The following is an 18,715-nucleotide window of genomic DNA, read 5'->3' on the forward strand; positions in this document are numbered from 1 at the left end:
CAGCCACGGCGCCACAGACCGACGACCCGCACGCAATGAAGACGGCCGACATCCGCTCCACCTTCCTCGAATTCTTCCGCTCCAAGGACCACACCATCGTGCCGTCCAGCTCGCTGGTGCCGGCCAGCGACCCGACGCTGCTGTTCACCAACTCGGGCATGGTGCAGTTCAAGAACGTGTTCCTGGGCAGCGAAAAGCTCGCCTATGCGCGCGCGGCCGACGTGCAGCGCTGCCTGCGCGCCGGCGGCAAGCACAACGACCTCGACGCCGTCGGCTACACCGCGCGCCACCACACGTTCTTCGAGATGCTCGGCAACTGGTCGTTCGGCGACTACTTCAAGCGCGATGCGATCCGCTACGCCTGGGAGCTGCTGACCGGCGTGTTCAAGCTGCCGGCGGACAAGCTGTGGGTCACCGTGTATCACACGGACGACGAGGCCTACGACATCTGGAACAAGGAAATGGGCGTGCCGGCCGAGCGCATCGTGCGCATCGGCGACAACAAGGGCGCGCCGTTCGCTTCCGACAACTTCTGGCAGATGGCCGACACCGGCCCCTGCGGTCCGTGCACCGAGATCTTCTACGACCACGGCGCGGACATCGCCGGTGGCCCGCCCGGTTCGCCGGACGAGGACGGTGACCGCTACATCGAGATCTGGAACCTGGTGTTCATGCAGTTCGACCGCGCGCCCGATGGCACGCTGTCGCCGCTGCCGGCGCCGTGCGTGGACACCGGCATGGGCCTGGAGCGCCTGGCCGCGGTGCTGCAGCACGTGCATTCCAACTACGAGATCGACCTGTTCGCGCACCTGATCAAGGTTGCGGCGCAGCTCACCGGCACGCCGGACCTGGCCAACAAGTCGCTGCGCGTGATCGCCGACCATATCCGCGCCTGCTCCTTCCTGATCGTCGACGGCGTGCTGCCGTCCAACGAAGGCCGCGGCTACGTGCTCCGCCGCATCATCCGCCGCGCGCTGCGGCACGGCTGGATGCTCGGCGTGCGCGGCGACTTCTTCTGGAAGATGGTCAAGCCGCTGGTCGAGGAAATGGGCGGTGCCTATCCGGAGCTGGCGGCGAAGCAGGCCTTCGTCGAAGAAGCGCTGCGCACCGAGGAACAGCGCTTCGGCGAAACGCTCGAGCACGGCATGCGCCTGTTCGACGAGGTGGCAGGCAAATCCGCCGACACCATCCCGGGCGCCGATGCGTTCCGCCTCTACGACACCTACGGTTTCCCGGTGGACCTCACCGCCGACATCGCGCGCGAGCGTGGCCTGTCGGTGGACATGGAAGGCTTCGACCGCGCGATGGAAGAGCAGAAGGAGCGCGGCCGCAAGGGCGGCAGCTTCAAGGCCAAGGGCAACATGCCGGCCGAACTGGCCAGCCAGCTCAAGCCCACCGAGTTCCTCGGCTACGAAGCGATCTCCGCGCAGGGCAGCCAGGTGCTGGGCATCGTGCGCGACGGCATCCAGCTGCAGCAGCTCGCCCAGGGCGAGGACGCCCTGGTGATCCTCGACCGCACGCCGTTCTACGCCGAATCCGGCGGACAGGTCGGCGACACCGGCAGCCTCGCCAACAGCGCCGGCCGCTTCGACGTGGCCGACACGCTGAAGATGGGCGGCGTGTTCTTCGGCCATGCCGGCCAGTGGCAGGGCACGCAGCCGCTGCGCGTGGGCGACGCGGTCGACGCGCTGGTCGACGGCGCGCGCCGCCAGGCCATCGTGCTCAACCACTCCGCCACCCATCTGCTGCATGCCGCGCTGCGCAAGGTGCTGGGCGAACACGTCACGCAGAAGGGCTCGCTGGTGGCGCCGGAGCGCCTGCGCTTCGACTTCGCCCACTTCAAGCCGATGTCGCGCGAGGAACTGGCGCGCGTCGAGGACCTGGTGAACGCCGAGGTGCGCCGCAACGCGCAGGCCGAAGTGCATCAGATGGGTTACAACCAGGCGATCGAGTTCGGCGCGATGGCGCTGTTCGGCGAGAAGTACGGCGACGAAGTGCGCGTGCTGCGCATGGGCGAGTTCTCCACCGAGCTGTGCGGCGGCACGCATGTGGGCCGCACTGGCGACATCGGCCTGTTCAAGCTGGTCAGCGAGGCCGGTGTGGCCTCCGGCGTGCGCCGTATCGAAGCGGTGACCGGCGCCGGCGCGCTCGCCTACGTGGCGGACGAAGAACGCCGCCTTGGCGAATTGTCTGAATTGTTGTCGACCAGCGGCGAAGAGGCGGCCGACAAGCTGCGCCAGCTGCTGGACAAGCAGAAGAAGCTCGAACGCGAACTCGAATCGCTGCGCGCCAAGGCCGCCGGCTCGGCCACCGCCGACCTGGCTTCCACCGCGCAGGAGATCGACGGCATCAAGGTCGTCGCGGCCAGGCTGGAAGGGCTGGACGCGAAGGCGCTGCGCGACAGCATGGACCAGCTCAAACAGCAGCTCGCCGACTGCGTGGTGCTGCTCGCCGGCGCCGCCGACGGACGCGTGTCGCTGGTGGCCGGCGTGCACGGCAAGGCGCTGGGCCGCATCAAGGCCGGCGACGTCGTCGCACATGTGGCGAGCCAGATCGACGGCAAGGGTGGCGGACGTCCGGACATGGCCCAGGGCGGCGGTTCGGATACCGCTGCGCTGCCTGCCTTGCTGGCCGCTTTGCCGGCGTGGATTGGCGCGCGACTGAATTGATAAAACCTAGGTGAATAGACCACATGCCATAGGCCATGCGCATTGCGCAGCGCGCGGGCGCTCGGCTAGTATCGGTCGAATGTCGGCTACGCGCGTTGTGGCGTAGCCCGCCGGCAGCCGCTCTCGAGCGACTCGCCGTTGTGCCGGGGAAGGCGGTAGGGCCTTCGATGGACAGTTCGTCGAAACTCGGATGGTGTAGCTCAGGGGTGAGGTTTCACCATCTGCTGGCCTGTGACCACATAGCTTTCATGGAGTGGCAAACATGTTGATTCTGACCCGCAGGGTCGGCGAAACCCTGATGATCGGCGACGAGGTGACCGTCACCGTCCTGGGCGTGAAGGGCAATCAGGTGCGTATCGGCATCAACGCGCCCAAGAACGTAGCCGTGCATCGTGAAGAGATCTATCAACGGATCCAGAACGAGCACAAACCGGAAGGCAGCGGCTCGGACGAGCAGTGATCGCCTGAAGGCTTTACGAAAGACCCATCGGCCGGTATCCTTGCCGGCTCCGCAGAGATGCGGACAAAAACGGAGAGATGCCCGAGAGGCCGAAGGGGCTCCCCTGCTAAGGGAGTATAGGGTCAAAAGCCTTATCGAGGGTTCGAATCCCTCTCTCTCCGCCAGATACGCAAAACGCCCCGCAAGGGGCGTTTTGCGTATCTGGCGGAGAGAGAGGTTGCAGAGAACCGGTGACTCGGCAAGCCGAGCCACCGGTTCGACAAATTTGTCTGGAACAACAAGGACAGCCGCAGGCTGGCCCCGCAGCGCATAGCGCGGAGGGGTGAGGCCCAAGGATGGGCCTCACAATCCCACCGTCTCAAATCAAAGCGCGCCCTACATCGAAGCCAATAAACAAACGCCCCGAAAGGGACATTCGGCGTATCTGGTGGAGAAAGAGCTTGCAGAGAACGGATGAAGCCCAAGGATGGCTCTCACAATCCCACCGCCTCAAATCAAACCGCGCCCCACATCGAAGCCAATAAACAAACACCCCGAAAGCGGCGTTTTGCATAATGCGAAGCGCATCAGACTGAGCAATCCTCGAATGAGGAAGTCGTCATTCCGGCGTAGGCCGGAATCCAGTGGAGTCACCGTCTGGTGTCGCTGGAGCCCATGAAGCTCGCGTCCTTGGAGATCTCTCGCTTGGTCGTAGCGCATCGCTGCTGGATTCCGGCCTGCGCCGGAATGACGAGCGAGCTATCGGCTAACCGGGTCTCGCTGCCCGGATGCGCACCACGGCACCGCGGAGCTCAGCTCAGCGCGAGGCCGCGCAGCTCCACGTCATCGGGCGTCACCCTCAACACCGACCCATGCTCGTACCAATCCCCCAGCACGATCCGCTCCGCCGGCACGCCATCGACTTCGATGCGATGCACCGCCGGCCGATGCGTATGCCCATGAATCAATCGCGTCACACCCGCCTTGCGCATCGCCTCGGCGACGGCATCGGCGTTGACGTCCATGATCGTCTCCATGGTGCTGCCGGTATGCGCCTTGCTGTCCGCGCGCGCCTGGGCGGCGAACGCGCGGCGCGCTTCCAGCGGCATGGCGAGGATCTGCGCCTGCCACTGCGGCGTGCGCACCTGCTTGCGCACGGCCTGGTAGGCGACATCGTCGGTGCACAGCACGTCGCCATGCATCAGCAGGGTGGGGCGGCCGTACAACGGGTGGACGGTGCCGTCCTCCAGCAGGCTGAAGCCCGCGCGCTGCGCAAACTTCTCGCCGAGCAGGAAGTCGCGGTTGCCGACCATGAAGTACACCGGCACGCCCGCATCGCTCAGCGCCTGCGTGGCGGCCGCAATGCGCGCCGGTAGCTCGGCATCGTCGTCATCGCCGATCCAGGCTTCCACCAGGTCGCCGAGGATGTACACGGCATCGGCACTGCGTGCTTCGTCGCTGGCGAGAAAGTCCTCGAACAGCCGGGTGATCTGCGGACGGGCCGCGTCCAGATGCAGGTCGGCGATGAACAGCGTATGCATCAGCCCTTCGTACCTTTCTTGGCGGCCGGCTTGGCGGCGGGCTTCGCCGCGGGAGCGGCCGGCGGCGTAGGTGCGCTGGCCGCGCGCGCAGGCGCTTCCTCGCCGATCACGTAGGCGCTGTCGACCACCGGCAAGGGATTGGGCACGTCGTTGGCGAACGGGCCCAGCGCGCGTGTGGGCAGGCCGGCGATCTTGTCGACCACGTCGATGCCCTTGACCACCTTGCCGAACACGGCAAAGCCCCAGGTCAGCCCGCTCTGGTTGCCGACGTAGTCGAGCCGGCGGTTGTCCACCAGGTTGAAGAAGAACTGCGAGGTGCCGGAATTGGGGTCCGCACCGCGCGCCACGGCCAGCGTGCCGCGCAGGTTGGACAGGCCGTTGTCCGCTTCGCTGGCGATCGCCGAATGCGTGCGCTTGGGCTGCAGGTCGCGCGTGTACAGGCCGCCCTGCACCATGTAGCCGGCGATCGCGCGGTGCATCACGGTGCCGCTGTAGAAGCCCTCGCGCACGTACTGCAGGAAGTTCGCCACGCTCTTGGGCGCCTTGTCCGGATACAGCTCGATGGTGATGTCGCCCGCGCTGGTGTGCAGTATCACCTGCGGGTGCGGCAGGGTGGATGGCGCAGCCGTCGCCGCTGGCTTCACCGCCTGGGCGGAAAGCGCGAAGGGCAGGGTCAGCAGTGCGAGCAGGGCGAGGATTCGGCGCATGGCGGGTCGGGCGGCGTCAGGCATCCGCGCATGATACGCGGCCGCGGTGAGGGGGGCCTTAAGAACGGTGGCGCAGGAAAACGCGTGCCGCACGGTCAAAAGGTGGTCAGGTCGAGGGTGAGGCCAAGCTCCGCCATCGGCGGGCGCTCCTGCTCCAGGTCCGCCTCGGTCAGCGGGTGCTGTTCGATCCAGGCGGCGGGCAGGCCCAGGCGCAGGCGCTGGGCGGTCGCGGCCAGGCGCATCTGCGGGAGCGATTCGGCGCGGCGCGCGCGGCGGAACAGCACGGCCAGGCGCAGCAGGGCGGTGATCTGCCGGGCCAGCGCGCGGTAGCGCTGCGGCAGGGCCGAGAACAGGGTCTTCTCCGGCTTGCGGCGATGCGCCTCCACCACGGCGGCCAGCAACTGCTGCTCCTGCCGCGAGAAGCCGGCCAGGTCGGCGTGGCGCAGGATGTAGGCGCCATGGTGGTGGTGCTGGCTGTGCGCGATGGCCAGGCCGATCTCGTGCACGCGCGACACCCACGACAGCCATTCGCGCCCCTCGCCGTCAAGCTTCCAGCTCTTGGCCACCTGGTCGAACAGCATCAGCGCGGTGGATTCCACGCGCCGCGCCTGGGCGCGGTCCACGCCGTAGCGGGCGGCCAGCGCGTCGATGCTGGCGGTGCGCGGGTCGGTGCCGCCGGCGCGGCCCAGCAGGTCCCACAGCAGGCCTTCGCGCATCGAGCTTTCGCACACGCGCATGCGCTGGATGCCCAGCGCCTCGAAGGCAGCCTCGAAGATCACCACGCCGCCGGCGATCACCGGGGCGCGGTCGTCGGACAGGCCCGGCAGCTTCAGCGTCTCGACCTGCCCCTGGGCGAGCAGGGCATCGCGCAGCGACGCCAGCGACGCCGGCGTGATGCCGTCGTCGGAAAACTTCATGGCCTGGACCACGCCGCCGATCGCCTTGGCCGTGCCGGAGGAGCCGAATGCATCGACCCAGCTGGCCTCGCGGTAGTCCTCGGCGAACTGCTGCAGCAGCACGCCCAGCTCGCCGGTGGCGCGCTGCCAGCGCTTGCGATTGAGCTTGCCGCCGGGAAAGAAGCGCATGGTGGAGGCGATGCACCCGGCCTGCACGCTTTCGGTGTGCAGCGGGGCCAGGCCGCGGCCGATGATGAATTCGGTGCTGCCGCCGCCGACGTCGATCACCAGCCGGTTTTCGCGCGAGGCGGGCAGGTCGTGCGAGGCGCCCAGGAAGATCAGGCGGCCTTCCTCGCGGCCGGAGACGATTTCCACCGGATGGCCCAGCGCGGTCTCGGCGGCGGTCAGGAAGGATTGCGGCGACGCCAGCCGGCGCACGGTATTGGTGGCCACCGCGCGTACCCGCGCCGAGGGCAGGCCGGCGATGCGCTGGCCGAAGCGGGCCAGGCAGTTCAGTGCGCGGGCGCGGTGCTCGGCGTCGAGCGTGCCGTCGGCGCGCAGGCCGGCGGCCATGCGCACGGTGTCGCGCAGGCGGTCGATCACCCGGGGTTCGCCATGCTCCACCCGCGCCACGACCATGTGAAAGCTGTTGGAACCCATATCGATGGCGGCGATGAGCTCGCCATCCTTGATCGGGGACTGCTCGCCTTGAATCATCCGGGGCTCGTATTCCGTGCGACTGAGTACGAATTCTCGCACGCAGGCACCGGCCTGCGTCAGTCCGGCTCAGCGCGCCGTGCGCCCGCCGCGGCCCAGGCTGGTCTTGGGCGTGGCCGGGCTGAGCTTGTCCAGCAGGCATTGCTGCGCGTTGTGCGGCGGCGCATCGCCCGGCTGGGCGCGGGTGTAGCGGCCCTCGCTGTCCAGCAGCCAGGCCTGGGTGTTGTCCGCCAGATAGTTGGCCAGGGTTTCGTCGTAAACGCGCTGGGCCAGCGCCGGCTCGAGGATGGGGAAGGCCACCTCGATGCGCCGCATCAGGTTGCGCTCCATCCAGTCCGCGCTGGCGCAGTAGGTCTCCGGCTCGCCGTCGTTGGCGAACCAGTACACCCGGCTGTGCTCCAGGAAGCGGCCGACGATCGAGCGCACGCGGATGCGCTCCGACACGCCCGCCAGCCCCGGCCGCAAGGTGCAGGCGCCGCGCACGATCAGGTCGATCTCCACGCCGGCCTGCGAGGCGCGGTACAGCGCCTCGATCACATGCGCTTCGTTCAGTGCATTGAGCTTGGCCACGATGCGCGCCGGCTTGCCGGCCTGCGCATGCGCGGTCTCGCGCTCGATCTTGGCGACCACGCTCTTGTACAGCGTGAACGGCGAATGCAGCAGGCGCTTGAGCTCGATCATCGGGCCAAGGCCGGAGAGCTGCTGGAAGACCTTGTGCAGGTCCTCGCCGATCTCCGGCTGCGCGGTCATCAGGCCGATGTCGGTATAGGCGCGGCTGTTGGCCTGGTGGTAGTTGCCGGTCGAAAGGTGCACGTAGCGGCGCAGCAGCTCGCCTTCGCGGCGCACGATCAGCAGCATCTTGGCGTGGGTCTTGTAGCCGACCACGCCGTAGACCACCTGCACGCCGGCCTCCTGCAGGCGCGTGGCGAGGCGGATGTTCGCCTCCTCGTCGAAACGCGCGCGCAGCTCGATCACCACGGTCACGTCCTTGCCGTTGCGCGCCGCTTCCACCAGCAGGTCCACCAGCGGCGTGTCGGCGCCGGCGCGGTACAGGGTCTGCTTGATGGCCAGCACGTCCGGGTCCTGCGCGGCCTGGCCGAGCAGTTCCACCACGGTGACGAAGGACTCGTACGGGTGGTGCAGCAGCACGTCGCGCTCGCGCAGCACCTCGAACTTGCACTTGTTGGCGTCGAACACCTTGGGCAACTGCGGGGTGAAGCGCGGGAATTTCAGTTCGGGCCGGTCCAGGCTGTCGTACACGCTGCCGGCGCGGATGATGTTGACCGGCCCGTTGCAGCGGTAGACGTCGTTCTCTTCCAGCTGGAAGTTGGCGATCAGCATCGACACGATCGCCTTCGGGCAATCCGCGCCGATCTCCAGCCGCACCGGCTTGGCATAGCCGCGGCCGAGCAATTCCTCGCTCAGCGCAAGGGCCAGGTTCTCTACTTCGGCTTCCTCGACCATCAGCTCGCTGTTGCGGGTCACGCGGAACTGATACGAGCCGGCCACCTTGAAGCCGGGGAACATCTGGTCGACGAAACCCTGCAGCAGTTCGGCCAGGAACACGAAGTGATCGCCGTCGCCGCAGACTTCGTTGGGCAGGCGGATGATCCGCGGCAGCGAGCGCGGCGCGCGCACCAGCGCCATATGGCCTTCGCGGCCGAACGCGTCGCGGCCCTTCAGCACCACGGCCAGGTTCAGCGTCTTGTTGAGGATGCGCGGGAACGGATGCGCCGGGTCCAGCCCCAGCGGGGACAGCACCGGCAGCACCTCGTTCTCGAAATAGCCCTGCAGCCAGCGGCGCTGGCGTTCGCTCCAGCGGTCGCGGGTGAGGAAGTGGATCGCCTGCGCGTCCAGCGCGGGTTTGAGCTCGTCCTGCCAGGTGGTGTACTGCGCGTCGACCAGGTCCAGCACGCGCTTGCGGATGCGTGCCAGCAGCTCGCCCGAGGGAATGCCGTCCGGCCCCGGCGCGGCCGAGCCGAAACTGTGGTGATGCTTGAGCATGGCCACGCGCACCTCGAAGAACTCGTCGAGGTTGTTGGCCAGGATGCTGAGGAAACGCAGGCGTTCCAGCAGCGGCACCGTGCTGTCGCGGGCCTGGGCCAGCACGCGGAAGTTGAATTCCAGCGCGGCCAGTTCGCGGCTGAGGTACAGCTCGGGGGCGGCGGAGTCGATGGTGTGGTCGATCACAGGGGACGACGAAGAAGGTTTACGGCGCATCCGGACATTCTGTCCGATGCGGGTCGCAAGCTCATGCGGCAGTGCCGCGTAGGTTGGGGTGAGCCGGAGGCGAACCCCAACGTGGCGTTCGTGGTGCGAGGGAGCTTGGGGTTCGCCTGCGGCTCAGCCCAACCTGCGCCGTTCGTCAGGCCTCGTCCAAGCCGCCCGGCTTGAGCAGCCGCTCGTGCCCGAAGCAGCACGAAAAGGTGGAGCCCTGGCCCGGCTCGCTCTGGATCTCCAGCCGCGCCTGGTGCAGGTTCAGCACGTGCTTGACGATGGACAGGCCCAGGCCGGTGCCGCCGCTGTCGCGCGAGCGGCTGGACGACACGCGGTAGAAGCGCTCGGTGAGGCGCGCCAGATGGGTGGCCGGGATGCCGAAGCCGGTATCGCTGACCGAATAGGTGGCGCCTTCCGGCGTGCGCTTCCAGCGGATGCTGATATTGCCGCCGGTGGGGGTGTAGCGCACCGCGTTGCTGACCAGGTTGGACAGCGCGCTGTGCAGGTCCTTGGCCGAGCCGAGCAGGTCGGCTTCGGCGAGGTTTTCCACCGTGATGTGATGGCGGCCCTGGCTCAGCGCCTCGGCTTCCTTGCGCACGGTGGCCAGCAGCGGCGCCATCGGCACGCGTTCGTCGGTGACGTGGTCCTGGGTTTCCAGGCGCGACAGGGTGAGCAGGTCTTCCACGATCTGGCCCATGCGCTTGGACTGCGCGCGCATCTCGCCGAGTACCGGCGCCAGTTCGGGCACGTCTTCCGGGTCGATCAGTTCGAGGTAGCCGTGGATCACCGTCAGCGGCGTGCGCAGCTCGTGCGACACGTTGGCCACGAAGTCGCGGCGGATCTGCTCCAGCCGGGTCAGGTGGCTGATGTCGCGCGCCAGCAGCAGGCGCTGGCGGCGGCCGAACGGCAGCAGGGTGACATTGATGTGCCGGTTCGGATGGCCCGGCGCGATCACGTCGTTGAGCGGCTCGTGCGCGCCGTTCTGCAGCCAGCCGGCCAGTTCGGTGGTGCCCAGGCGCTGGTGCAGGTGAATGCCGCGGTCCTGCGGCCGGCGCAGGCCGAGCAGGTCTTCGGCAGCGTGATTGAACCAGCGCACGTGCTGCTCGTTGTCCAACAGGACGACGGCATCCGGCAGGCTGCCGGCGGCGCTGCGAAGGTCACGCAAACTGGAGGCAATGCGACGGGAACGCGTCATGAAGCGGTCATGCTGCAAGGGGCTGATGGTGGGGTGCGGCGGCATGATGTGCCGTGTTTCATGACGGATTCGGGTCAGCAGCAAGACGGTTTCCGCGATAGCGACGAGCGCCACGCCAAGCACGGCGCGGTCTCCCGCCCATGCGCCGATCAGGCCGCCCAGCACGAGGCCGGCCGCGAGTGCGGCCGGCAGTTTCCAGGACATTCCCTTGCGCGGAAGGTCGAAAGGCTCAGGCATGAAGGTCGGACCCTGGTCGCCGGATGGCGAGCAAGCATATCGGCAAACGCCGCCGGCCCGGCAAACCGCCGCGAGCGCTTAGACGCTGTTGGAGAAACGGTAGCCCGCGCCGCGCACGGTCTGCACCATCTCGTCCAGCTTCCATGGCTCCAGCGTCTTGCGCAGGCGGCGGATGTGCACGTCGACGGTGCGCTCCTCCACGTACACGCTGCCGCCCCACACATGGTCGAGCAGCTGCGCGCGCGAGTAGACGCGCTCCGGATGCGTCATGAAGAAATACAGCAGGCGGTATTCGGTCGGGCCGATCGGCACCGAGTCGTCGCCGGCGAACACGCGGTGGGCCGGGCCGTCGATGCGCAGGCCGCCCAGTTCCACCATGCCCGAGCCGTCGTCGCCCTGGCTGCGGCGCAATACCGCCTTGATGCGGGCGATCAGCTCGCGGGTGGAGAAGGGCTTGACCACGTAGTCATCGACCCCGGCTTCGAGGCCGTTGACCCGGTCCATCTCCTCGCCGCGGGCGGTGAGCATGATGATCGGGACTTCCCGGCTGAGCTCTTCCTTGCGCAGGCGCCGTGCCAGTTCCAGGCCGCTGGTGCCCGGAAGCATCCAGTCGAGCAGGATCAGGTCGGGGACCTGTTCGGCAATGGCGATCTGCGCGGCCCGGGCATCGGCGGCGTGGACCGCGTCCATGCCGGCCTTGCGCAGGGCAAAGGCGACCATGTCGCGGATCGAGGCTTCGTCTTCGACGATGAGGATGCGTTTGTGCACGCTATGGGTCCGCTTGGGGGCCTGTGACGCAAATATTGCAACGATTCAATGTTACGTCCCGATGACATTTCACGAGAGCGCAACGAAATCGTCGATTTGCGGGCGTGACGACAGCGTCAGGAAGGGCCGGTTTCAGCGCCCCGAGGCGTTGAAACACAGGCGGCCGGCACAGGACTGGCCCGGCTGCAGCTGCTGCTGGGTGCGGCCGTCCGGGTTGTCCTCGGTCTGCACGCGGCGCTTGCGCAGCTCCATCACCAGCGGAGTGAGGTCGGCGATGCGGGCCTGGATGCGGGCGCGGGCGTAGTAGTCCAGGTCCTGGCGCTTGAGCAGGCGCTTGAGCTGTTCCATCGCGTCGAACGGGCGGCCGGACAGGTAACTGGCGTCGGCATAGGCCTCGCCGGCGCGTATCGCTTCGCCGGCTTTTTCGCTGGCGCGGGCGTAGCTGCGGTACAGCTCCGGCTCGTCGGCGTTGTCCAGCATGGGACGCAGCATGTCGGCGGCCTGCACCGCCTCCGCATGGCTGCCGCTGTCGGTCAGCGCGCGCGCATAGCCGAGCGCGATCGCACGATTGCGCGGCGACTGCCCGTTGAGCGAGGCGTACATCGCCAGCGCTTCGCTGCGCTGGCCGGCCTGCAGCTTGGCGTCGGCCATGGCCAGCTGCACCGCCTGGTTGTCGGGATGGTTCTTCAGCAGCGGCTGCAGTTCGTCCACCGCCCTGGCGCCGCGGCCGCTGCGGGTGAGCGCCAGCGCGTAGCCGTAGCGATTGGCCGGCGTGTTGAATTCCGGGTGCTTGTCCAGGTTCGACGCGTAGTACGAAATCAGCGGCAGCGCATCGCCGGACAGCACGCGCACGCGCTCGCGCATCAGCGCGTAGGTGTCCAGGCCATCCTTGTGCGCCTGTGCGCCGTTGAGCACGGTCGCATCCTTGACGTAGGCGATCGGCGCGGTGCTCTTTTCCCACTGCGTCCTGGTCAGCGTGGGTGCGCTTGGGCGCAGCTTCTGCTGCGCGGCGAGGGCGTCGGCGCGCGACTTGGCGTCGCTGATGCGCGACAGCGTCACCGGGTGCGTCTGCAGCAGTTCCGGCACGTCGCGGTCGCCACCGGCGCCGGCGCGCAAGGTGTCCTGCATGCGTTCGAAGAACGCGGCCATGGCGTTGGGGTCGTAGCCGGCATTGGACAGCGTCTGGATGCCGGCGCGGTCGGCTTCGACTTCGTCCTTGCGGGTGAAGTTGATCTGCCGCTGCAGCATCAGGCCCTGGCCGCCCATCAGCACCGCGCCGGCGGCGTCGCCGGCATGCGCGCCGGCGCCGGCGGCGATCGCGCCCAGCAGCACCAGGGCCATCAGCGGCGCATCTTTCTTCGATGCCTCGAACGCGCGCTGCAGATGGTTCTGGGTGATGTGGCCGATCTCGTGCGCGATCACGCCGGCCAGTTCGCTTTCGCTGTTGGTGATGTCGATCAGGCCGGAGTTCACCGCGATATAGCCGCCCGGTGCGGCGAATGCGTTGATCACGTCTTCCTTCACGATGAAGAAGGAGAAATGGTCCTTGGGCTTGTCGCTGGAGGCGACCAGGCGATAGCCGAGATCGTTGATGTAGTCGTCGAGCATGGCGTCGTCGACCACCATGTCCATCGAACGCATCTGGTGCAGCATGGCGGCGCCGTACTCCTGCGCCTCCTGCGGGGAGACCAGGGCGTTAGCGGAACTGCCCAGGTCCGGCAGGCGGACACTGGTGTCCTGGGCGCCCGCGCCGAAGCTCAGCAGGGCGCAGGCCAGGGCGGCGGCGAGCCGGGTGGGGACGGTACGTGGTGCCATGCGCATAGGTAGGTGACAATAGCACTTGTGACCGCGTCTCAAGAGTCCGGTTCACCGTCTCAAGCGGCTTGTTTTCAGGGGTCCCGACCCCCAACTGGCCGTCATTGCCGTTTCTTTACCGGAGTGCGTCGTGCCCAAGATCGAGGTCTATTCGACCGGTTACTGCCCCTACTGCGTATCCGCCAAGAACTTGCTGAAATCCAAGGGACTGGCATGGACCGAGGTGATGGTCGACACCGATCCGGCGCGCCGCGACGAAATGCTCCAGCGCAGCGGCGGCCGCCGCACGGTGCCGCAGATCTTCATCAACGACCAGCACGTGGGCGGCTTCGACGACCTGGTCGCCGCCGACCGCAGCGGCAAGCTGGCCGAACTGCTCGGGAGCGCCGCATGAACGCCCCGAACGACAACGGCGCAGACAAGAGCAAGGACCGCCTCGCCGAGTTCACCGCATTCCGCCAGCGCATGAACGAACGCATCCTGGCCGAGGACAACCAGGTCGTGCGGCGCTTCTTCGCGCTGGACACGCAGACCTACAAGCCCGGCGCCCTGGACGTCAAAACCAAGGAACTGCTGGGCCTGGTCGCCTCGATGGTGCTGCGCTGCGACGACTGCATCAGCTACCACGTGGCCCAGTGCAAGGAAGCCGGCGTCAGCCGCGAGGAGTTCTTCGAGACCTTCAGCGTCGGCCTGGTGGTGGGCGGTTCGATCGTGATCCCGCACCTGCGCCGCGCGGTGGACTTCCTGGACCAGCTCGAAGCGGGCGCTGCCGGTTCCGGCGACGCCTGCGCCGACCACGCCTGACCCGTTCAGTTCCGACCGGGCCCGGCCCCTCGCCGGTCTCCGCGCCGGGCCGGTCCGTGCGAGTTTGCGAAATGCTCCGTGCGAGGATTTGCAACGCCGCGGCGGCCGCCTGCACTGGCCGCCCCTGCTGGCATCGGGGATAATTCATAGGATTTTTCGGCCGGCGTTCCCCCCGCCGCGCCGCCCGATTTCTTTCCTCCAAGGAGTTCCACCATGAGCAAGACCATCGCCGTTATCCCGGGTGACGGCATCGGCCCCGAGATCATGAAGGCGACGTTGCGCGTGCTCGACGCCCTGGACTGCGGCCTGTCCTACGAGTTCGTCGACGCCGGCATGGTGGCCCTGGAGAAGCACGGCGACCTGCTGCCGAAGGACACGCTGGACGCCATCGCCAGGCACACGATCGCCCTGAAGGGTCCGCTGACCACCCCGATCGGCGGCGGCTTCACCTCGATCAACGTCACCCTGCGCCGCCACTTCGACCTGTACGCCAACGTGCGTCCGGCGATCAGCTTCCCGGGCACCAAGGCGCGCTTCGAGAACATCGACATCATCACGGTGCGCGAGAACACCGAAGGCGCCTACCTGTCCGAAGGCCAGACCCTGTCCGAGGACGGCGAAGTCGCCACCTCGATGGTGCGCAACACGCGCAAGGGCAGCACCCGCATCGTCAAGTACGCGTTCGAGATGGCGCGCCGGAAGGGCCGCAAGAAGATCACGGCGGTGCACAAGGCCAACATCATGAAGACCAGCTCGGGCCTGTTCCTCAACGTCGCCCGCGAGGTGGCCAAGGAATACCCCGACATCGAGTTCAACGAGATGATCGTGGACAACACCTGCATGCAGCTGGTGATGAAGCCCGAGCAGTTCGACGTGATCGTCACCACCAACCTGTTCGGCGACATCCTGTCCGACCTGTGCGCCGGCCTGGTCGGCGGCCTCGGCCTGGCCCCGGGCGACAATATCGGCGCCGGCGCGGCGATCTTCGAAGCGGTGCACGGCTCGGCGCCGGACATCGCCGGCAAGGGCATCGCCAACCCCTGCGCGCTGCTGCTGGCGGCGGCGGACATGCTCGACCATCTCGGCATGGCGGAGAAGGGCAGCAAGGTGCGCGCAGCGATCCGCGACACCTTGACCCACGACCGCGACGCGGTCACGCCGGACCTGGGCGGCAAGGGCAATACCGACAGCTTCGGCGACGCCATCGTCAAGCGCGTCAAGGCGGCCTGAGTTTTCCTTGGTTCGACGAAAAAGCCGCGGCAGATGCCGCGGCTTTTTTTTGCCGTCATTCCGGCGCAGGCCGGAATCCAGTAGCGATGCGGCACGATTATCGCGAAAGCGCTGGCGGTTTCGCCTCTGTCGCAGCGCTGTCGTTACTGGATTCCGGCCTGCGCCGGAATGACGAGCTGATGGGCACCGCGATGACGAGCAATCAGCCGAACATACCCGGCTGGTAATCGCCGCCGATCGTATGCGCCGCCAGGTTGATCCGGTTCCAGCTGTTGATCAGCGTCACCAGCAAGGTCAGGTCGACCATTTCCTTTTCGCTGAACAGCTGGCTGGTCTGCTGGTACAGCGCGTCCGGCACCGAATCGCCGGGCACCAGCCGGGTCAGCGCCTCGGCCCAGGCGAACGCCGCGCGTTCGCGCTCGCTGTACAGCGCAGCCTCGCGCCAGCCGGCCAGCAGGTACAGGCGCTGCTCGGTTTCGCCGGCGGCGCGCGCGTCCTTGCTGTGCATGTCCAGGCAGTAGCAGCAGCCGTTGATCTGCGAGACGCGCGTCAGCACCAGCTCGATCAGCGGCGGCTCCAGGCCGCCGGACTTGAGATTCTTGCTCAGCGTGAACAGCGGCTGCAGGGACTTGAAGTGGTCGGCGATATTGAAACGGGACATGGCGGGTTCCTTGAGAGGGAACGGCCGCAGTGGCCGCTCTTCAATGCAAGGACGCCGAGGCCGCGCGTTTCGTGACTGCTTCGAGCCGCGCGAGTTTGTCCGGATGGCGGATGGAGTGGATCGCGGTGATGCGCTCGCCATCGCATTCCACCCACAGCGCCGAGGTGAGCCGCCCGTCGGTCCAGATCAGCAGCGCCGGTGCGCCATTGAGCTGGCTCAGCTGGCGCACGGTTTCGGGGCCGCCCGTATGCAGTGCGATCTGGCGATACAGCCGCGCCAGGCGGTCCTGGCCGTAGACCGGGCGCAGCACGGCGCGCACCACGCCGCCGCCGTCGGAGATATGCACGGCGTCCTCGGCGAACAGCGCGCGCAGCGAAGCGAGATCGGGGCGGTCCATCGCGGCGAGGAAACGCTGCAGCATGCGCTGCTGCATCGAGTGATCCACGTTGAAGCGCGGGCGTCCTTCGCGCAGCCGCGTTTTGGCGCGATGCACGCGCTGGCGGCAGGCGTCCTCGGCAATGCCGAGGATGGCGGCAGCCTCGGCGTGGCTGTAGTCGAACACTTCCTTGAGCAGGAAGGCGGCGCGTTCCTCGGGACTCAGCCGTTCGAGCAGCAGCAGGAAGGACAGGCTCAGGGTCTCGGCGCGTTCGAGCTGTTCCGAGGGCGCCTCGTCGACCGGTTCCAGCGGCTCGGGCAGCCACGGGCCGGTGTAGTGCTCGCGCTCGGTCTTGGCGCGGCGCAGGCGGTCCAGGGCGAGCCGGGTGGTGACGGTGACCAGCCAGGCTTCCGGGTCGTCCAGGCTGGAGGTGTCCTGCTCGTGCCAGCGCAGCCAGGCGTCGTGCAGCACGTCCTCGGCGTCGGCCGGGCGGCCGAGCATGCGGTAGGCCAGGCCGAACAGGCGCTGGCGGTGCTGCTGGAACAAGGCGGTCTGGGCGTCCATGGCGGCTCCTGAGCGAAGGTGACAAAGCCAGGACGCGCGAGGCGGGCGGAACGTGACCGCCTCAGCGGAAGAACGGGTAGGGCGCCAGGAACACCAGCCAGATCATCAGCACGATGCCGATGTACTTCAGCACCCGGAACAATTTGGGATGGCGCCGCTTGAAGGCCCGGCTGCGCTCGCGCGAACGCTGATTGAGCGCGAACACGCGGTTGACGAAGCCGGTCTTCTCCTCCGGCGACTCGGTGTTCGGCGAGGCGGTGATCTTGCCCATGAAGGCGCCGACGCGGCGGTTGACCGCGGTCATCAGGCGCGTGCGCAGCGGGCGCTCGACGTCGGCGAACAGGATCACCCGGGTCTGGTCGGTGCGGTTCTCGGCCCAGTGCACGTAGGTCTCGTCGAACACCACGTCCTTGCCGTCGCCCCAGGCGTGGATCTCGCCGTCGACGAAGATGCGGCAGTCCTCGGAGTTGGGCGTGATCAGGCCTAAGTGATAGCGCAGCGAACCGGCGAACGGATCGCGGTGCGGATTGAGCTTGCTGCCCGGCGGCAGCAGGGCGAACATCGCCGCCTTCACGCTGGGGATCGCGTTGAGCAGCTTCACCGTCTCCGGGCACAGCGTCTCGGCCGAAGCCAGCGGCTCGCCGTACCACTTCAGGTAGAAGCGCTTCCAGCCCTGCTTGAAGAAGCTGTTGAAGCTGGCGTCGTTATGCTTCTCCGCCGCGCGGATAAAGCCCTCGTCGAACAGGTGCATGGCCTCGTCGCGGATGGTCTGCCAGTTCGCCTGCAGCAGGTCCAGCTGGGGGAAGCCGCGGCGGTCCAGGATCGGCCGCGCCGGCACCGCCGAGAAGGTGTACATCAGCAGGTTGTACGGGGCGAAGAGCGCCGAATGGTCGACCAGCTGCCGGTCGAAGCGCAGCCGCGAGCGGCCGCGCAGATGCACCGCGAGCACGCACAGGGCGAACACGGCGAAGATGAGCAGCAGGATCAGGCGCGGGGCGAGGATCATGGAGTGGGCGGTGACGGCAGCAGACCAGCCGCCATTCTACTCCGAAGGCCGCCGGAGCCCCGCGCGCTCAGTGCCGCAGCACGCGCACGGCGCCCTTGCCGGGGCGATAGCCCTGGGCCAGCGCACGCTGCACGTAGGCCACCGCCTGGCGCACGGCGGCGCGCGGCGTGCGTCCCTTGGCCAGTTCCGCGGCGATTGCCGAGGCCAGGGTGCAGCCGGTGCCGTGGCCTTCCACGCGCAGGCGCGGGTGGCGCAGTTCCATCACGCCGGCGGCGTCGTAGAAACGATCGATCACTTCGCCGCCGCGGGCGTGGCCGCCCTTGAGCAGCACGGCGTCCGCGCCCAGTGCACGCAAGGCGGCGCCGGCACAGTTGTAGTCGCGGGCCGTGCGGATCGGCTGGCCGAGCAGCGCTTCGGCTTCCGGCAGGTTGGGCGTGAGCAGGTCAGCGAGCGGGATCAGCTCACGCACTACCGCCTGCACGGCGTCTTCGGTCAGCAGGCGCGCGCCGCTGGTGGCGATCATCACCGGGTCCACTACCAGCCACGCCGGTTGGCGGCGACGCATCTCACGTGCGACCAGCCGGGTGATCGCCGCATTGCCGAGCATGCCGGTCTTTACCGCGCCGATCGCGAAATCGTCGAATACCGCATCGAGCTGGCTGCGGATATGCGCCAGCGGCACCGGATGCACGGCGCTGACGCCGCGCGTGTTCTGCGAGGTGATCGCCGCGATGGCGGACAAGCCATGCACGCCGCGCGCATGAAAGGCCTTCAGATCGGCCTGGATTCCTGCGCCACCGCCGGAGTCGGAACCGGCGATGGTGAGGGCGATGGGGGGAATAGGTTCAGAGGTTTTCTGCATGGTGATCGCCG

At 67.7% G+C, this 18,715-nt stretch carries 15 protein-coding genes, 1 tRNA gene and 1 pseudogene; 6 read left to right on the forward strand and 11 right to left on the reverse strand.

Annotated elements, in window-relative coordinates; all coding sequences use genetic code 11:
* Window positions 1–35 precede the first annotated feature (35 nt).
* The 3 genes from alaS (at window position 36) to AB4083_RS09560 (ending at window position 3,293) form a co-directional block, all read left to right on the forward strand.
* The gene (gene alaS, locus AB4083_RS09550; protein WP_441607556.1) at window positions 36–2,669 is read left to right on the forward strand and encodes an alanine--tRNA ligase; all 2,634 of its coding nucleotides are present in this window, start codon (window positions 36–38) and stop codon (window positions 2,667–2,669) included.
* Between the two features lie 262 nt (window positions 2,670–2,931).
* The gene (csrA, locus tag AB4083_RS09555) at window positions 2,932–3,129 is read left to right on the forward strand and encodes a carbon storage regulator CsrA (RefSeq protein WP_441607557.1); all 198 of its coding nucleotides are present in this window, start codon (window positions 2,932–2,934) and stop codon (window positions 3,127–3,129) included.
* 71 nt (window positions 3,130–3,200) lie between these two features.
* Window positions 3,201–3,293, forward strand: a tRNA-Ser gene (locus AB4083_RS09560).
* 627 nt (window positions 3,294–3,920) lie between these two features.
* Here AB4083_RS09560 and AB4083_RS09565 read toward each other — a convergent pair.
* The 7 genes from AB4083_RS09565 to AB4083_RS09595 all read right to left on the reverse strand — a co-directional run bounded on the left by AB4083_RS09565 (window position 3,921) and on the right by AB4083_RS09595 (window position 13,207).
* On the reverse strand, window positions 3,921–4,649 hold the full coding sequence (locus AB4083_RS09565) for a UDP-2,3-diacylglucosamine diphosphatase (RefSeq protein ID WP_441607558.1): 729 nt from the start codon (window positions 4,647–4,649) through the stop codon (window positions 3,921–3,923).
* Complete coding sequence (locus tag AB4083_RS09570; RefSeq protein WP_441607559.1) at window positions 4,649–5,356, reverse strand: peptidylprolyl isomerase; 708 nt, start codon at window positions 5,354–5,356, stop codon at window positions 4,649–4,651. Before AB4083_RS09570 ends, AB4083_RS09565 begins: the two co-directional genes overlap by 1 nt.
* 95 nt (window positions 5,357–5,451) lie before the next feature.
* On the reverse strand, window positions 5,452–6,969 hold the full coding sequence (locus tag AB4083_RS09575) for a Ppx/GppA phosphatase family protein (RefSeq protein WP_441607560.1): 1,518 nt from the start codon (window positions 6,967–6,969) through the stop codon (window positions 5,452–5,454).
* Between the two features lie 69 nt (window positions 6,970–7,038).
* Window positions 7,039–9,189, reverse strand: coding sequence for a polyphosphate kinase 1 (gene ppk1 / locus AB4083_RS09580; RefSeq protein ID WP_441607561.1), 2,151 nt, complete (start codon window positions 9,187–9,189; stop codon window positions 7,039–7,041).
* A gap of 145 nt (window positions 9,190–9,334) precedes the next feature.
* Window positions 9,335–10,585, reverse strand: a complete 1,251-nt coding sequence (gene phoR / locus AB4083_RS09585) for a phosphate regulon sensor histidine kinase PhoR (protein ID WP_441607562.1) — start codon at window positions 10,583–10,585, stop codon at window positions 9,335–9,337.
* 111 nt (window positions 10,586–10,696) lie between these two features.
* Window positions 10,697–11,386 (reverse strand): phosphate regulon transcriptional regulator PhoB, encoded by a 690-nt coding sequence (phoB, locus tag AB4083_RS09590; protein WP_441607563.1) that lies wholly within the window; start codon window positions 11,384–11,386, stop codon window positions 10,697–10,699.
* A gap of 132 nt (window positions 11,387–11,518) precedes the next feature.
* On the reverse strand, window positions 11,519–13,207 hold the full coding sequence (locus tag AB4083_RS09595) for a M48 family metalloprotease (RefSeq protein WP_441607564.1): 1,689 nt from the start codon (window positions 13,205–13,207) through the stop codon (window positions 11,519–11,521).
* Between the two features lie 124 nt (window positions 13,208–13,331).
* Between AB4083_RS09595 and grxC the strand changes: the two genes are divergently transcribed.
* The 3 genes from grxC (at window position 13,332) to AB4083_RS09610 (ending at window position 15,235) form a co-directional block, all read left to right on the forward strand.
* On the forward strand, window positions 13,332–13,595 hold the full coding sequence (grxC, locus tag AB4083_RS09600; RefSeq protein WP_441607565.1) for a glutaredoxin 3: 264 nt from the start codon (window positions 13,332–13,334) through the stop codon (window positions 13,593–13,595).
* Window positions 13,592–14,005: a carboxymuconolactone decarboxylase family protein gene (locus AB4083_RS09605; protein ID WP_441607566.1), complete on the forward strand. Its 414-nt coding sequence runs from the start codon at window positions 13,592–13,594 to the stop codon at window positions 14,003–14,005. Before grxC ends, AB4083_RS09605 begins: the two co-directional genes overlap by 4 nt.
* Before the next feature lie 213 nt (window positions 14,006–14,218).
* Window positions 14,219–15,235: an isocitrate dehydrogenase gene (locus AB4083_RS09610; protein WP_441607567.1), complete on the forward strand. Its 1,017-nt coding sequence runs from the start codon at window positions 14,219–14,221 to the stop codon at window positions 15,233–15,235.
* 202 nt (window positions 15,236–15,437) lie between these two features.
* Here the strand turns inward: AB4083_RS09610 and AB4083_RS09615 are convergent, their stop codons facing one another.
* The 4 genes and pseudogenes from AB4083_RS09615 to thiD all read right to left on the reverse strand — a co-directional run bounded on the left by AB4083_RS09615 (window position 15,438) and on the right by thiD (window position 18,704).
* Entirely contained in the window at window positions 15,438–15,896 is a 459-nt protein-coding gene (locus AB4083_RS09615) for a carboxymuconolactone decarboxylase family protein (RefSeq protein WP_441607568.1), read from the reverse strand.
* Between the two features lie 40 nt (window positions 15,897–15,936).
* A pseudogene (gene sigJ / locus AB4083_RS09620) lies at window positions 15,937–16,857 on the reverse strand (RNA polymerase sigma factor SigJ); the annotation flags it as partial.
* 40 nt (window positions 16,858–16,897) lie between these two features.
* Window positions 16,898–17,824, reverse strand: a complete 927-nt coding sequence (locus tag AB4083_RS09625) for an aspartyl/asparaginyl beta-hydroxylase domain-containing protein (protein WP_441607628.1) — start codon at window positions 17,822–17,824, stop codon at window positions 16,898–16,900.
* 85 nt (window positions 17,825–17,909) lie between these two features.
* Window positions 17,910–18,704 carry a bifunctional hydroxymethylpyrimidine kinase/phosphomethylpyrimidine kinase gene (thiD, locus tag AB4083_RS09630; protein ID WP_441607569.1) on the reverse strand — a complete coding sequence of 265 codons (795 nt, stop codon included), beginning with the start codon at window positions 18,702–18,704 and terminating at the stop codon, window positions 17,910–17,912.
* Between the last annotated feature and the right edge of the window lie 11 nt (window positions 18,705–18,715).

The sequence above is a fragment of the Dyella sp. 2RAB6 genome (genome assembly GCF_052115385.1).
Classification (GTDB): domain Bacteria; phylum Pseudomonadota; class Gammaproteobacteria; order Xanthomonadales; family Rhodanobacteraceae; genus Dyella_D.

Coding starts and splice junctions, on each gene's coding strand:
- alaS (WP_441607556.1), top strand. CDS start 36: ATGAAGACGGCCGACATCCGCTCCACCTTCCTCGAATTCTTCCGCTCC.
- csrA (WP_441607557.1), top strand. CDS start 2,932: ATGTTGATTCTGACCCGCAGGGTCGGCGAAACCCTGATGATCGGCGAC.
- AB4083_RS09565 (WP_441607558.1), bottom strand. CDS start 4,649: ATGCATACGCTGTTCATCGCCGACCTGCATCTGGACGCGGCCCGTCCG.
- AB4083_RS09570 (WP_441607559.1), bottom strand. CDS start 5,356: ATGCGCCGAATCCTCGCCCTGCTCGCACTGCTGACCCTGCCCTTCGCG.
- AB4083_RS09575 (WP_441607560.1), bottom strand. CDS start 6,969: ATGATTCAAGGCGAGCAGTCCCCGATCAAGGATGGCGAGCTCATCGCC.
- ppk1 (WP_441607561.1), bottom strand. CDS start 9,189: ATGCGCCGTAAACCTTCTTCGTCGTCCCCTGTGATCGACCACACCATC.
- phoR (WP_441607562.1), bottom strand. CDS start 10,585: ATGTCCTGGAAACTGCCGGCCGCACTCGCGGCCGGCCTCGTGCTGGGC.
- AB4083_RS09595 (WP_441607564.1), bottom strand. CDS start 13,207: ATGCGCATGGCACCACGTACCGTCCCCACCCGGCTCGCCGCCGCCCTG.
- AB4083_RS09605 (WP_441607566.1), top strand. CDS start 13,592: ATGAACGCCCCGAACGACAACGGCGCAGACAAGAGCAAGGACCGCCTC.
- AB4083_RS09610 (WP_441607567.1), top strand. CDS start 14,219: ATGAGCAAGACCATCGCCGTTATCCCGGGTGACGGCATCGGCCCCGAG.
- AB4083_RS09615 (WP_441607568.1), bottom strand. CDS start 15,896: ATGTCCCGTTTCAATATCGCCGACCACTTCAAGTCCCTGCAGCCGCTG.
- thiD (WP_441607569.1), bottom strand. CDS start 18,704: ATGCAGAAAACCTCTGAACCTATTCCCCCCATCGCCCTCACCATCGCC.